This is a genomic window from Bradyrhizobium sp. AZCC 1577, from assembly GCF_036924575.1.
Taxonomy (GTDB): Bacteria; Pseudomonadota; Alphaproteobacteria; order Rhizobiales; family Xanthobacteraceae; genus Bradyrhizobium.
Genome location: NZ_JAZHRQ010000001.1, coordinates 2590383 through 2604259, shown reverse-complemented (window position 1 = coordinate 2604259; position 13877 = coordinate 2590383). Strand labels below are relative to the sequence as shown.

Below are 13877 nucleotides of genomic sequence, written 5' to 3'. Positions count from 1 at the left end.
CTTGCGAACGATCGACGTTGTCCCTGTTGGGAATATTCTCCAATGAAAATTCTGGTAGCGCATAACTTCTACAAGCAGCCCGGCGGTGAAGATCAGTGCGTGACGGCCGAGGTCGCCATGCTCAGGGCGCACGGGCACGAGGTGACGAAGTACTGGCTGCACAACAAATCGATCGATGCGATGGGTCGCCTACAACTCGCGTCGCGCACGATCTGGAGCCGCACGGCGTTCCGCGAGCTGCGAGAACTGTTTCGAACGCATCGGCCGCAGATCGCACACTTCCACAACACGTTTCCCCTGATCTCACCGGCCGCCTACTATGCCGCACGGGCAGAAAACGTTCGTGTGGTCCAGACCGTGCATAACTTTCGCCTTCTTTGCGCTAATGCGCTTCTGTTTCGTAACGGAGACGTCTGCGAAAAGTGTCTCGGGAGATTGATCCCTTGGCCGGGCATCGTGCATAACTGTTACCGGGGCAGCCGAGCCGCCAGCACCACTGTCGCCACGATGCTTGCGACGCACCGAGTGCTGGGCACTTGGTGGAAGGCAGTGGACGTGTATATCGCTCTCACCGAATTCGGTCGGCGCAAACTCGTTGAAGGGGGTTTGCCCGCAGATAAGATCGCGATCAAATCCAACTTCGCCTACCCCGATCCAGGCCCCGGTGCAGGGACAGGTCATTATGCCGTGTTCGTCGGGCGATTGTCAGCGGAGAAGGGAGTGACGGCGCTCCTCCAGGCCTGGCGGCATCTCGGCGGTGAGCTGCCGCTGAAGCTCGTGGGCGACGGTCCTTTGGCAGCGGCAGTGCAGGAGGCCGCGGCGAAGGACACGTCTATCCAATGGATGCGAAATCAGTCACTTGAGGCCGTCTATAAGTTGGTTGGAGAAGCGACGTTTTTGGTGCTCCCATCCCAGTGCTACGAGAATTTTCCTCGAGTCGTCATCGAAGCCTTTGCCAAAGGCACGCCGTTGGTTGTCTCCAGGTTGGGGGCGATGGCCGCGATCGTCGACGATGGCCTCACCGGGCTGCACTTCCAGCCGGGAGACCCCGTCGATCTCGCCGCGACGGTGCGGCGAATCCTAGGAAGTTCACTGGAGCTCGCTCGGATGCGGCAGGCTGCTCGCCAGAAGTTCGAGCAGGATTACACCGCCGATTCCAACCACAAAACGCTTATGACTATCTATGAGAAGGCGCTCAGCAATGCTCGCGAGATATGAACTTCGAAATTGACGCGCTATCTACCAAGCGTCTCCGGCCAACCGGCAAGGACTCACGCATGCCCACGATGGTAATCAACACAGATGCAGCGAATCACGGGGATTTGCCGTCAACCCTGTTTCTGGACTTCTGAAAGCCGCGGACGAGAGCCGGGCCACAAATTTGTTCCGCGTTCTATTCGACCCCGCTGTCTTCAAGAATTTCTTGCGTTAGCAACCTAGGTTACCTGGAATCAAGGCGCGTGGGGCGCAGGGGCACTGGGCGCTACGGCATCCGGCATAACTCTTGCGGATTACCCCGACTGCAATCCTTTCCATCGTGCCTGATCCGGCGTTCACTCTGTTGCTGCTACGAGACGTTCACCCTGTTGCCGCTACGAGGCTTGCGATCAGCGCAGTCAGGAGCTGACCCAACCAACCGCAAGGTCCGCAACCTTGGAGCCTGGAACGCCTAGAATGACAGCGCAGCTAAAGATTAAGAAAAATGAGGGTATCCTTGCGCAAGCCTATTACGAGGAAGTCGCACGCAAAACGCTAGGAATTCTCTGGCATCAAAAACCACTGATTATAGGAATCCTTTTGCTGGCACTTTCGGCCGCATCAATCACGCTCGTGCTAATCGGACCACGCTATTCGAGCCAAGCCATGATCCAGCTCAACTTCATTCGTGATGAGCCAGCCACCGGCGTCAAAACCCAGTCGATCGCGACCGTGGATGCTGTCGCACTTGTAGACAGCGTAGCGCGCGCCATCCGCTCGCCGACGACGGCCAGCGCCGCAGTGGCTCGGCTTGGCCTTGACAAGGATCCTGACTTCGCACGCGAGTCGACCATGTGGCGCGTGCTCTTAGGCACGCGAGCAGCGCTCGGTATGAAGGCGGCGACGCCGACGCCCCGCGATCTTGCAGCGAACCGGCTGATGCGGATGGTCACGGTGACCAACCCGCCGCGCTCCTATTTGATATCGGTGGCGGTTACCGCAAGCGATCCGGAGCAGGCCACCACCCTCGCCAACACAGTTGCCTTGGAATACCTCCGCGCTCGGATGTTGCAGCAATTATCTGATTCCCAGGCCGCCGCTGAGCGCGAACTAAACCAGCTTTCCTCGATATACGGCGTACGTCACCCGAGCTACGCTCTCGCGCGCACGAGGCTGGAAACTCTGCAGAATCGCCTGATCGCCTTGCGTAATGCACCTGACGACGATGCCGCCAGTCTCGTCACAGGACAGTCATTTGTTGCGGCCGAGAGTACCTTTATCCCTTCCGGGCCTTCTATCACTTTGATACTTGGGCTTACCGCGGGCGCGGCGCTCGGTGTCGGGATATGCCTGGCTCTGTGGCTCACGCCGCGCAAACAGACCCGGGACAAAGTCGCCATCGTGGGAGGCTGCGCTGGCCAGAATGTCCGCGTGTAGCCGTCGCAATTTCGCAGGAAAGAATTTCGGATCAGTAGTTTGGCTGAGGGATGCGATCCCAGACGCACCCAGTAAACTGGCTAGATTACCGCGCAGACGACACCGCCGCGCGCCGAGTTTTGCAAAAGAGCGGTCTGCAGCAATCTCAACCGGTAAATTAATCTAGACATTTCCACCAGACGGACGGTTAACCCGCCACTATGTAACCGCGGTCAACTTTTTTTCCCATTGTGGGCATGCTCAATCATTGTTGGCAAATCATTTAATTCTGGCTTCCATCCCAGTTTCATGAGTTGCTCGCTGTTTGCCACAATTGAGGCGGGATCTCCCGCCCGACGGGGCGCTTGGCGAGTTTCGAAATCAATTTCCGCGACCCTCCTTACTGTGTCAACAACCTCTCTGACCGAATACCCGCGTCCATAGCCGCAATTGAGCGTTCGGGACACACCACCTTCCCGAAGACAATCGAGCGCCGCAAGGTGCGCACGAGCCAAATCGGAAACATGCACGTAATCTCGCACGCATGTCCCGTCGGGTGTCGGGTAATCGCTGCCATAAATACTCAAGTAAGGCCGCCGGTGAAGCGCTGTCTCCAGTGCCACTTTGATTAGGTGCGTCGCACCTTGTGTCGATTGACCAAGTCGTCCGGCCGGATCGGCTCCCGTCACGTTAAAGTAACGCAGGATCACATACCGCAGATCATGTGCTGCGCCTACATCAGCCAGCATATACTCTGACATTAGCTTTGATTTGGGACATTAGCTTTGACCTTCCATAAGGCGAAAGCGGCGCTGGATCAGCTGTCTCCTTTACGGGCGCAAAACCTGGGTTGCCATAGACTGCAGCCGTTGAAGAGAAAACAAAGTGCTTTACGTTTCCCCTCACCGCTGCTTGTAGCAGAGCATGTGTTTTGACCGTATTGTTGAGATAATAGTTGAGCGGATCGGCGACTGAATCCGGAACGACTATTTTGGCGGCCAAATGTAGAATAGCCTCAATCTTATGGTTTTGTACGAGACGCAGTACAAGCTCCGTATCTCCGACGTCGCCGGCAAAGAAAGGGACGCCTGGCGGAATTGCCGTTGTGTTACCAGTCGACAGATCATCCAGCACAATCGGAATTTCACCCCGATCGAGAAAAGCGAGAACTGTATGACCGCCAATGAACCCGGCACCCCCCGTGATCATTATCGTCATTCGGCACTCCTTTCGACGAGTCACAAGCGAGCGCCAACGTAGAAAACTCTGCGCAATGCGCATCGCCATCTCCAACTGACTACCGTGAGGCGGTCGGCGACAAGCCGATGCCTATTTCAAAGTTTCGATCCGCGTCTTCGCATCCTAAATGCCGCCTGCCCGAGCTCGTTCATATAGTTCGCGCGCCTTCGTAGGATCCCCCGAGATTCCGCCTGCGCCCCACGATTGCAGCACGCGCGCGTCATAAGTCTCGGCCAGCATAAAGGCGGCTCGCGGGCTGCCGCGCTCAAGAGCATGTTCGAGTAACAGGCGAGCGCCGCTAATGTCAGCTTGCCGGAGCAGTGTGTCTGCCCGAGCAAGCAGCCTCTGTTCGTCCACGTGGAAGCGAGAGGAAGCGGCGTCCGCCGGCGTAGATCGCTCTGTCTCCCTGGCCACTTCCGGATCAAAATCCGATGCGGCTTCGCGAGCGGTCGACTTTGGCTCAGCGGGCGACCGTCCTGGGGTCGAAGCGGCGGCCGCCGCAGAGATCTGCTCCGCTGAGCGCCTCTTCCTCAGTCGTGCTCGAAGGGGGCTCGCCCATCCGCTCGGGCGAGCTATTAACGGCCGGCTCGCGTGATTGCAGGGCATGCAGAGCGTTCAAGGCGGCGATCTGCCGGTTTGCGGCTTCGAGCTCGCTCCTGACAGAGGTAAGTTCGCGCGCAAGTGCCTCTGCTCTGTCTCGCTCCCGTTTCATCGTCTGCTTTTGCTGGACCTCTGCCGCGGCGGCTGGCGTAACTTCCTGGCCTATAATCCGCGCGGCATCGAGTTCTGCCCGGACCGAGGCAAGCTCACCCTCAAGCGCGTCTGCCCTGCCGCGCTCCTGTTCGAACGCCTGCCTCTGCTTTCTCTCCGCCTCGGTGGCTTGCACGGCGTCCGAGCCTGCGATCCGCGCGGCATCGAGTTCTGCCCGGACCGAGACAAGCTCACCCTCAAGCGCGTCTGCCCTGCCGCGCTCCTGTTCGAGCGCCTGCCTCTGCTTTCTCTCCGCCTCGGTGGCTTGCAGGTCTTCAAAGCCTGCGATCCGCGCGGCATCGAGTTCTGCCCGGACCGAGACAAGCTCACCCTCAAGCGCGTCTGCCCTGCCGCGCTCCTGTTCGAGCGCCTGCCTCTGCTTTCTCTCCGCCTCGGTGGCCTTCAGGTCTTCAAAGCCTGCGATCCGCGCGGCATCGAGTTCTGCCCAGAGGGAGGCAAGTTCACGCTCAAGCGCGTCTGCCCTGCCGCGCTCGTGATCAAGCGCCTGCTTTTGCTTGATCCTTGCCGCTTCAGTCGCGGATCGCATCGCATCGAGCTCTTCTCGGAGTGACGAGGTAAGTGCACGTGCAAGGACTTCAGCACTGTCGCACTTCTGTCCATGTTCAAGCGCGTGCCTTTGCTCGCAAGCCGGGGCGCATTGCGGCGCTTGCGCGGCTTCGCCCTGCGCTGCATCTAACTGTTGAATGGGTTTGAGCCGATCTGCGAGAACATCGCTTTTCTCACGGCCCGATTTGAGATTCTGCTTGTGCCCGACGAGCGTCGTTTCAACGACCCGCGGGACCACTAAGGATTTGTCGCGCAAGGCGTTAGACCGCGCGATCTTGGATTCCATTTCGGTTGGTGCAACGAACGAGAGGGCGCGGGTATCGCTTTCACCGCATAGCCCCTTGTCCGCCGCAGCTTCAATAAAAGCCCACAGAACACACACTGCTAAAGCAAAAGATGTGCGTGCAACGCCTCTGCTTGTTCGGCGTGAGCCCTCGAATGTTCTGAACCTAGGCAATTTGGACCTCGGCAGCCAATGGGTTGGCAAAAAAAGCAATCGACGCGCCCTCCTTTGAGATGAAACGCCCCGATGGGCTGTGGTCATGTCACCGGTGTGTTGGTCCACCAGGAAACTGGGTTTCCGTCCTTGGAGCCACCTCAATAGCCGGCCAGAGCCTGCAAGGCCATCAGTCTGAAAGACAATCGCGATAACTCAAGTTTGGTCCTAGGGCATAGTGATTTCTTATGACACAGCCTTCACCGGTCGTTTGTCGATCTCGCAGTAGAGGTAATCAAAAGGGAGTAGCAGGATCAGTCGCTGCAATTAAGTAGATGACCCGACCCGCTCACTCGCGCATCAAGTTCTGCAAAAATATCGAGCGCCTCTTGCGAATATGCCCAAGACCTCGTGCCAATTAACACGTTTGCAGGCGACAGATTCTCGGAGCCCTTTTGCAACGTCAAGGTAATGCTCTGGACGTGCTCAAGGACCAGAACGTAAGCCGCAAATTGCGCGCTATTGGCCGTCAGCACGAATTCCACGGCTCGCTTGATCAAATTGACTGGTGTCGTGAATGAATTCGTAAAGCGATGACGTTCGGATTGGTTGGCTGCGCCTAGAGCAAAAAACGATGGGAAGTCCGCGGTATTCAACGGCAGGTCGACGGTTCCCAGTACCGTCCTGCCACTTCCTCTCCTTTCTGCCGCTACACAAAGAACGCGAGGCATCCCCGGACCTGTTCGCCGAGCGAGGCCGCTGCAATGAATGCAGTGAACAAGCCGACCCGAACCGCTCCGCAAACCCGCATTGTTCAAACCTATTCCGTAGACCAGCCCTCCCTTAGGCGTCCCCTCCTCTCACCGTTAGGGAAAACACTTGAACCGACGAGTCCCACTTTGGAGTGATCTCAGAAAACCGCGCCGCATCTCGGCCTCAGTTGAAATGCCGGCCTTAGCGCAGCTGATCGGGATCCGGTCGTGACACCATGCGCAGTATGTCGTGCCCTTCCAGGTCGACACGCTCATTGCAGATTTCCCCAGGGTTGCCACTGCTTCTGCGGCACAATCGCGAAGGCACCGCGCCGTTTCGCAAAGGGCTTCGAAACTTCAGCGAAGTTGGTCGAGGCCATCATCATGATGTTGAGCGCAATCTTGCCAGCGCTGCTCACGCCCGCGGGGTGGGATTGAGCCGTCTGCGAAAGCGTCTTAATCGCCGCGAAGCTAGGGGACCTGATCTCAAGGGGGAGTACCTGATTTCAAAGGGGGAGTATTGTCGCTTCGCGATATGGCGAGCGCCGCGAGCACTGTCCGATTGCTGATTTCAAGCTTCTGAAAAATGTGATGGAGATGAACTTTGATAGTGCCGTCGGCAATGTTCAGGCGGCGCCCGATTTCCTTGTTCGACAATCCTTCGGACACCAACCGCATAATCTGGCGCTCGCGTTCTGTCAGCATAGCCAGCGCGTTTTCCGTAATCGCGATATTTCTTTGTTCTTCAGAAGCAGCCTGACTACAGGAGGGAAGCGGCAACAGCCTTTGGCCAGCCGCGACCTGCCGCAAGGACTGCACGAGAATTTCAGGCGCCACATCCTTCAGAATGACGCCGTAGGCGCCGGCCGCGGCTGACAAAACGAATTTGCGGTCGTCGACAGATGCGGTGAAAAAGATCACCCGCGTGGAAAGCCCCTCTGAGTTAGCGATGGTGAGGATCTCCAGCCCAGTCAAGTCAGGCATTGAGATGTCGAGAAGGGCGATGTCCGGAACCAAATTGCGGATCGCTTCCAAGCAGCTTTTTCCATCACTGCAACACGCAACAACTTCAAAGCCACTTTGCCCGCGGAGTACGCTCATCAAACCTTGAATAACCACTGGATGGCGATCGGCGAGCACCACACGCGTACACTGCATGGCTGCTCCTTAGCCTTGCCTTTGAGCCATTTAACGCCGGGCATCCGCGCATGTTTCCCGGAGCCGTCCTTTTTTGAAACATGCGCAGCATTGAATTTGCCGTGGCGCAATGCACATCACAGCGCATAGTATTTTGTCACGAGAGACCCGAGGCTGCTTGGCTGCTCACCGTCGCTTGCGACAACCACAACATCCATCACCACCTGCTCCTCCAGCCTATAACCAAAGATATATATGGATATCGGGAATTCACCTCTAGTATTCATAAAAGGTTCACTAAACCTGAAGCTGGGAACTCTTTAAACCTGAAGCTGGGAGCTCTTGAAATCTAACTGACACAACCTGCAACAAGACGTTCGACACCAGGATTTCCAACTGGGAGAGACACCTCGCCCGGTGACAAAAAAATGAGAGGGTCCGCTCGAGACCCCCAGATGTACGCTTTATTTTTTGAAAAAAGTGGTGGGGGAGGATTGCCATGCGGAGCCGCCGCCAATCTTTTGCAGCCATTCTTGTTGGAAAAAGCATATTATTCAGAGAAGGACTTGCTAGTATCCTGCGCTCCGTCAATTTCCGTATCATAGCCTCGGCATTATGCGCCGATGATTTGCCCGCAACCAAACTCCCACCACACCAGCTGTTGTTTCTCATTGTCCATACAGGAGATAACTTTGACTCCGCCGTTGAACAAATCGAACTTTTCAAAAATCAGTACCCGAGCGGGCGAATTGCGATCGTGGCCGATCAATATGGGGTAGGCGAGGTGGCTTCAGCATTTCGGGCAGGTGCTAACGGCTATTTCGTCGATGTGATGACGTGCGATGTTTTCATCAAATCCCTTGAACTGGTGATGATGGGTGAAAAAGTCTTTCCGCCCGCATTTCTGTCTTTCGTCCTCGATCCCGAGGGGGAACACTTGAGCGGGACGGCATCGAGCGACGAACGCAACGATCAGGCGATGCTCCTCGCAGCAGCGGATAGGATCGAGCCGCACCTTTCCCAACGCGAGAAATCGATCCTGCGCTGCCTGGTCGAAGGCCACTCCAACAAATGCATCGCGCGAAAAATGGATATTACAGAGGCCACCGTTAAGGTCCACGTCAAAGCGATCCTTCGCAAGATCCGGGTCCAGAACCGGACACAAGCGGCAATCTGGGGTATGAACAACGCGTTTCTGACACAATCGACAAACAACAACTCACCTGCCCTCGATCGCCGATGGGAGCCGATGACTTCTCAAGCCCGCCAGGCTGATCACTGAAATCGAGCGGGTCGGGGCATCGACACCGCTAACGCGGTGAACCACGAAAGAAATCGAAACAAATCACGGTAAGGCGCCAACTTGCTGGAGAAACAGCACCTACACTTCGGAGGGGCACGGAGGCGACCACAGTATGCATGAGAGCCGTGACGCCGGCTACTCGTCTGGTCAGGACACTCACCAAAGCGATCTAGGACGTTCCCGTTAGGAACGACTGAGCGGCTCTCGCAGAGCGGAAGCCCTCGCGGCTCTCTTGGGTTGTTGAGCCCGGAGGACGACCCTCGCATCATCCGTGCTCGTCCCTTGACAGCGGGCGCACTGACTGGGGCTGCCGTTGCCGGCGGGATCCCGGAAATCGCTTCTGCAAAGGTTGTGTGTACCGAAAACCCCATCCGAGTTGATGACGTGATAGAAACGCCTAAGCTGGTGGAATGATCGGGCTGCTGTGTTTCGTGCTAGCCGTCCTGGCCTCGCCCTTCAAGTCGAAGTTGCGGCTGGAAGCGGAGAACGCGGCGCTTCGACATCAGTTGATTGTCTTGCGGCGCAGGCTGCATGGTCGCGCCAGGCTGACGAACCAGGATCGCTGGTTCTTGATCCAGCTGTAGCGCTGGTTTCCCTCAATCCTGCAGGTCCTCACGATGATCCGGCCAGAGACGCTCGTGCGTTGGCACAGGGCCGGCTTTCGCGGCTACTGGCGTTGGAAGTCGCGCCCACAGGGAGGGCGACCGCAGATCGACATGGAGCTGCGCGGATTGATCCGGCGGATGAGCGTCGACAATCCGCTTTGGGGCGCGCCACGCATCCACGGCGAAATAGTCAAATCGATCACGCAAGCAGAATGTCTGTCTTGATTTAAATCAACGCCCCGAAATTGTTTATCGGCTGTCGATCATGGGCAAGCCTAAACGCTCGGCAAAGGTAGCTGTGTGCGCGTACAGCTTTGCGAATGCTTCGTCCTTTGCCAATGCCTCCCGTACCTTTCCGTACACTTCCCAACTGGAATAGCGCGTAGAGATAAGAAACTCCCCGGCCCACATACCCGTGTGAAACCGGGAAAGCCGAAGAAATTCAGCACCGTGCTTTTCGAAGATTGCCTTCGCCTGCTTGGCGGTCTTGATCATTTCCTCATGTTTGTCGCTCTTGAAGCGTGTAAATTGTACAATAGCCATGACCTAATCCCTCCGTAGAGCCCCCATGGGTAGCTCTAGGAGTGGCTGCAGAGGTTCACAGGAAATCCCTATGATGCAAGGTCCGGGTGTGTCAAAGGCGCCGTTTTGACCTTCCGCCGATCACTTCCGGTCTACCCCGATAAACAAATATTCTGAGAGACCGTCGGGCCGTCAGTGAGAGGGATCTTGAAGTCTCGGAATTCGCCCTGCGGGACGCATAATGCGTTGCACGATCACCGATCATGGTTGGGGACCCATTCCTCCGCGGTTGAGTCCCAATGATGGGTGTCGTCGAAGTGTTTCCAGAGTGGCCGCCCTGGTTTGCTTTCAACCCTTTTGTCGTTTTGCTTTCAGTGCGCTGAGTTGGACGACGAGCGCCCCAGCCATCATCACCCATTCGCGAGCGTTATATCGGGAGTTCCATTTAATTGTCGCGAACATCAGATGCCTCCTTCAAAGTAAGAAGCTTCGCCATCTTAGCCCGGACCAAGAACACAGGGATGTAAAGTACTTCAAATCTCCGGACCGCTTCCTCCTGCAGCCCCGCAACCTTGCGGTCTCACGCTTGACGAGTCTCTGTTCGTCGGAGCTCGCTAGCCAGCAAGCCGTCGTTCAAGTCGAGCCGCTCAGTCGCAGTCGAGCCGCGGAACGTCGAAGGCTCGCTACACGGCCCTTCCAGATTGAACCAACCGTGTGTGAAGTGGCTCACACGAGCCAACTCGCGGTGTCTCTATAATGTCAATGCAATGATCGCGACAGTGCAGGCTCTCATGGAGCTGGACGACGTGAAATCAGCTCTTGACCTCATCAACGCGCTTGCCTGGCCCCTCGTCGTTGTCCTGGCGCTGATCTTGTTTCGCGGGCCTCTCGTCGAGCTGCTGGGTGAAGTCATCCGGCGGGCCCGAAAGGTTTCTGTTTATCATGTTTCAGTAGAACTTGCGACCGTGCCCGTGCTAAGCCCGTCATGGTCTCCCCCAGAAATAGACGTGCGGCAGCTATCGTCCGCTCATCTCATCGACAGCTACACTGTAACCCTCTTCGACGAGCTTTCGAAGCCTGCCCCCGCAGATTGCGCGATCGTCGATCTGGGATCGGGCAAAGAGTGGTTGTCGTCCCGGCTATTTCTTTTCGCTCTTGTTCTGGGCGAGGTGACTGGGGTGCGGGCCTTCGTGTTCTTGGAGAAGTCGAGTTCAACCCGCAAAGCGTTTCTCGGTATTGCCTCGCCAAAAGCAGTGTGGAAAGCGTTGGCTGCCCGGCACCCTTGGTTTGAGGTGGAATTTGGAGGCGCGACTGCGAAGCTAGGAAATGCGATGTTTCCGACATCGAACTCCGCGACATTGCGCCACATAGCAAAGAATTATGTCGAGACACTGCAGCGCAAAACAGAGCCGCCTAAAGGCGAAGAGAGGGATTATCAGCAGTGGGAATCGACATCACCAACGAACCCAACGGTTTCGGAAAAAGTTTGGGAAAAAACGACGTGGATTACAGGTGAACTTCTTGAGCGGTGGCTTGGGCCTACACTGAGCGACGCATGGTGCACAGAAGAGCAGGACACGCCGAATAGTGCACTCGTCGAGGCCATCCTCAAGCGGAACGACGATTTTGTGGCTATCGTCGACCGTCACCACAAGTTTCGTGGATTGGTCGATCGCAAGGCCCTTGCGAGCCAAGCATGGAGAACTCGTGTGCAAGATAGGTCTGAAAGTACCAGGGCGTTCAGTTCGCCAGGCTGATCGCGCCCAGACCTTTTTGACCGCTCGCCACCCGGTTAACTACAACGAGAGGATGCAGGAGAAGGGGCAGCGCCGACGGCCGAGCAGACACCCACAGCGGACGTAAGGGGTGAGGCTATGAAGACCACGTTGGATATAGCCGCGGCGCTCAGCGCCGTTATATGGGCAATTATCGTCTTGGCCATTCTCCTCGCTTATCGATCCAAGATTCCGATCGTAGTTGAAGGCTTGGCCGGCCGGGTGAAGAAGCTCGAGTTTGCAGGCGTTTCTTTGGAACTCGCGCACGCAAAGCCCTTTGTTCCAAAGTGGTCGGGGTCTCCCAACGCCTTGGATCTCCGCCACAAGGCTACGGCGATTCAGGTCAACGACTCTACTGCGAGAACATTTCTCACCCAGTTGACGGACGAAGGTACCGGCGACTACGCCGAATCAACTTGGGTACCGGTGGGGAATGGCTAACTTCACGCCTGTTCATCATGGCCATCGTCTTTGCTCGAATGAAGGGCATCGAGTGCTTCGTATTCGTCGAAACGTCCGGAGCCGTGAGGAAGCGATTCGTCGGATGGGCGGAGCCGGCGAAAATTCGTTGGGCGTTCGCCCATCGCTATCCGTGGCTGGAGCGGGCGCATGCCGAAGCGTATGCCAACGTCACTTCGCAGCGCAATGCTGTTGTCGTCTCCCGCCACGGAAGGCTCGGCTACCCACATGCGCCTGGCGACCCCAACACGGGCATCGAACTGCTGAAGGAGTTTCTGCAGCGTGTCCAGCAGCCACCTGTTCCAGTGCCCACACCGGCGGAGCCGGAGGAATGGGTTGTGGTGGATCCTGCAACGAACACGCAGGAGCATGCGCGCTGGATCAATGCCGAAGAGCTCGAGTTGGTTCTTGGCGCCGATTGCAACGTCGTGGTCGTTCGGTCTAGCGAGCTGAGATCGAAGAACGCAGCGGGGCAGTTGAGGTCGTTTCTATCGATGCCTGCGCGTTTTGTTGCGGTGGTTGGCGACGACCAGCGGTTCGAATATCTTGTTCGGCGCGATGTGTTGGTCGAGCAGGTTGCCAAGACCATGGCCTCTGACCCAATGGGCGGAGCTGAACGAGCGATGGCGGGAAAAGAAAGATCGCAGTGCAACGCGGCGGCTTACTGTTGAGCATTAGGCGCACCGAATTCAGTAGTGCTCTTCAGTTGGCGGGAGCGCCCACGATCAAGACAGGATCAAGTGTTAGCGCGCGGCCGGAAGCCCGGATACAATCTATGCGTCATTTTTTGACGCAACCAAAAATCGCGATTGAAACTTACCACGACCCATGTTTCACTACTATTCGTGCTGACGGCACCGTCGAGTGAATGGATCTTTTATCCAGAGGGGAGGTGCGCGCTTGTTTGCGATGCAAGTTCCTCGGACGCCCCTGACCTCCATCAAGCGTTAGCTACGGCTCTTTGCGTTCAATTGTTCTGAGTGGCCTCCGAGCTCTCTTTCGCAGTGATCGAAAGGAACTCCTATGCCCGTCGCTGTAGCAGATTTCAAAGTTGAACTAGTTCAAAGTTACGCGCGTCGCGTTGCACAAGTAGCGTGTGCGCCTCAATCAAACCGCTATCGTTCACAACGATTTCCATAGAGTGAGCCGATCGTCGTCGAGGCAACTGGACAGGATAGGATCATGAACATTCAGGCCATCGTGGGACACGTGCGAGAGCAGGCCTCCGGAAAACCAATCGCGCGCGCCCAGGTTTGCGCCTACGATCGCGATGACTACGTCGACGATCTGATCGGCGAAGCGGCGACCGCAGACGATGGCCGATTCGAAATCGCCGGCGGTGACGACACGTTTGCCGACTTCGTCGAGGACAGCCCCGACGTCGTGATCGACGTCCGGCTGCCGAACGGCGCCGTTCACAGCGCGCGGCGCGATCTGCGCTGGAGCGCCGGGAAGCTGCTGCCTATCGCCGCCATCGACGTGCCGGGCGAGGTCCTCGAAGCACCAAAGGGATCCGGACACGGCACGGAAAAAAAAAAGACAAGAGCAAAAAGACGACCACGGCCACAGCCACGGAGAGGGCGACGATCACGACCATGATCATGATCACCCGCCGGTACGCTGCGGATGGTGCGGCCACGCCCACGGGCGGCACGATCGGTGCCACGTTCCGAAGCCTCCCGACCGGTGCCGCGACATCTACCTCAAGATTGAGAAGAT

12 protein-coding genes and 1 pseudogene are annotated in these 13877 nt (G+C 57.0%); 8 read left to right on the top strand and 5 right to left on the bottom strand.

Features of this window, described 5'->3' with window-relative positions; translation table 11 throughout:
- Positions 1-42 precede the first annotated feature (42 nt).
- Together V1278_RS12190 and V1278_RS12185 are read left to right on the top strand one after the other, a co-directional pair.
- Positions 43-1218, top strand: coding sequence for a glycosyltransferase (locus tag V1278_RS12190; RefSeq protein WP_334380869.1), 1176 nt, complete (start codon positions 43-45; stop codon positions 1216-1218).
- A gap of 456 nt (positions 1219-1674) precedes the next feature.
- Positions 1675-2634, top strand: coding sequence for a Wzz/FepE/Etk N-terminal domain-containing protein (locus V1278_RS12185; RefSeq protein ID WP_334380867.1), 960 nt, complete (start codon positions 1675-1677; stop codon positions 2632-2634).
- Positions 2635-2832: 198 nt separating this feature from the next.
- On the opposite strand, the pseudogene galE reads toward V1278_RS12185, so the two are convergent.
- The 4 genes and pseudogenes from galE to V1278_RS12165 form a co-directional block, all read right to left on the bottom strand.
- Positions 2833-3831: pseudogene (galE, locus tag V1278_RS12180) on the bottom strand (UDP-glucose 4-epimerase GalE).
- A 481-nt stretch (positions 3832-4312) separates the two neighbouring features.
- On the bottom strand, positions 4313-5455 hold the full coding sequence (locus V1278_RS12175; protein WP_334380866.1) for a hypothetical protein: 1143 nt from the start codon (positions 5453-5455) through the stop codon (positions 4313-4315).
- 464 nt (positions 5456-5919) lie between these two features.
- Positions 5920-6261 (bottom strand): hypothetical protein, encoded by a 342-nt coding sequence (locus V1278_RS12170; protein ID WP_334366949.1) that lies wholly within the window; start codon positions 6259-6261, stop codon positions 5920-5922.
- A gap of 582 nt (positions 6262-6843) precedes the next feature.
- Positions 6844-7515, bottom strand: coding sequence for a response regulator transcription factor (locus V1278_RS12165; protein ID WP_334380865.1), 672 nt, complete (start codon positions 7513-7515; stop codon positions 6844-6846).
- Positions 7516-7993: 478 nt separating this feature from the next.
- Between V1278_RS12165 and V1278_RS12160 the strand changes: the two genes are divergently transcribed.
- Positions 7994-8776 carry a response regulator transcription factor gene (locus V1278_RS12160; RefSeq protein ID WP_334380864.1) on the top strand — a complete coding sequence of 261 codons (783 nt, stop codon included), beginning with the start codon at positions 7994-7996 and terminating at the stop codon, positions 8774-8776.
- Positions 8777-9207: 431 nt separating this feature from the next.
- Positions 9208-9381, top strand: a complete 174-nt coding sequence (locus V1278_RS12155) for a hypothetical protein (RefSeq protein ID WP_334366946.1) — start codon at positions 9208-9210, stop codon at positions 9379-9381.
- Positions 9382-9651: 270 nt separating this feature from the next.
- Here the strand turns inward: V1278_RS12155 and V1278_RS12150 are convergent, their stop codons facing one another.
- A complete protein-coding gene (locus V1278_RS12150) occupies positions 9652-9945 on the bottom strand; it encodes a hypothetical protein (protein WP_334380863.1) in 294 nt (97 codons plus the stop codon).
- Positions 9946-10715: 770 nt separating this feature from the next.
- On the opposite strand from V1278_RS12150, the gene V1278_RS12145 reads away from it, so the two are divergent.
- From V1278_RS12145 to V1278_RS12130, 4 genes are all read left to right on the top strand, one after another.
- Entirely contained in the window at positions 10716-11681 is a 966-nt protein-coding gene (locus V1278_RS12145; RefSeq protein WP_334380862.1) for a hypothetical protein, read from the top strand.
- Positions 11682-11798: 117 nt separating this feature from the next.
- Entirely contained in the window at positions 11799-12140 is a 342-nt protein-coding gene (locus V1278_RS12140) for a hypothetical protein (protein ID WP_334380861.1), read from the top strand.
- Between the two features lie 17 nt (positions 12141-12157).
- Positions 12158-12829: a hypothetical protein gene (locus V1278_RS12135; protein WP_334380860.1), complete on the top strand. Its 672-nt coding sequence runs from the start codon at positions 12158-12160 to the stop codon at positions 12827-12829.
- 511 nt (positions 12830-13340) lie between these two features.
- Positions 13341-13757 carry a hypothetical protein gene (locus V1278_RS12130; RefSeq protein ID WP_334380859.1) on the top strand — a complete coding sequence of 139 codons (417 nt, stop codon included), beginning with the start codon at positions 13341-13343 and terminating at the stop codon, positions 13755-13757.
- Positions 13758-13877: the final 120 nt, after the last annotated feature.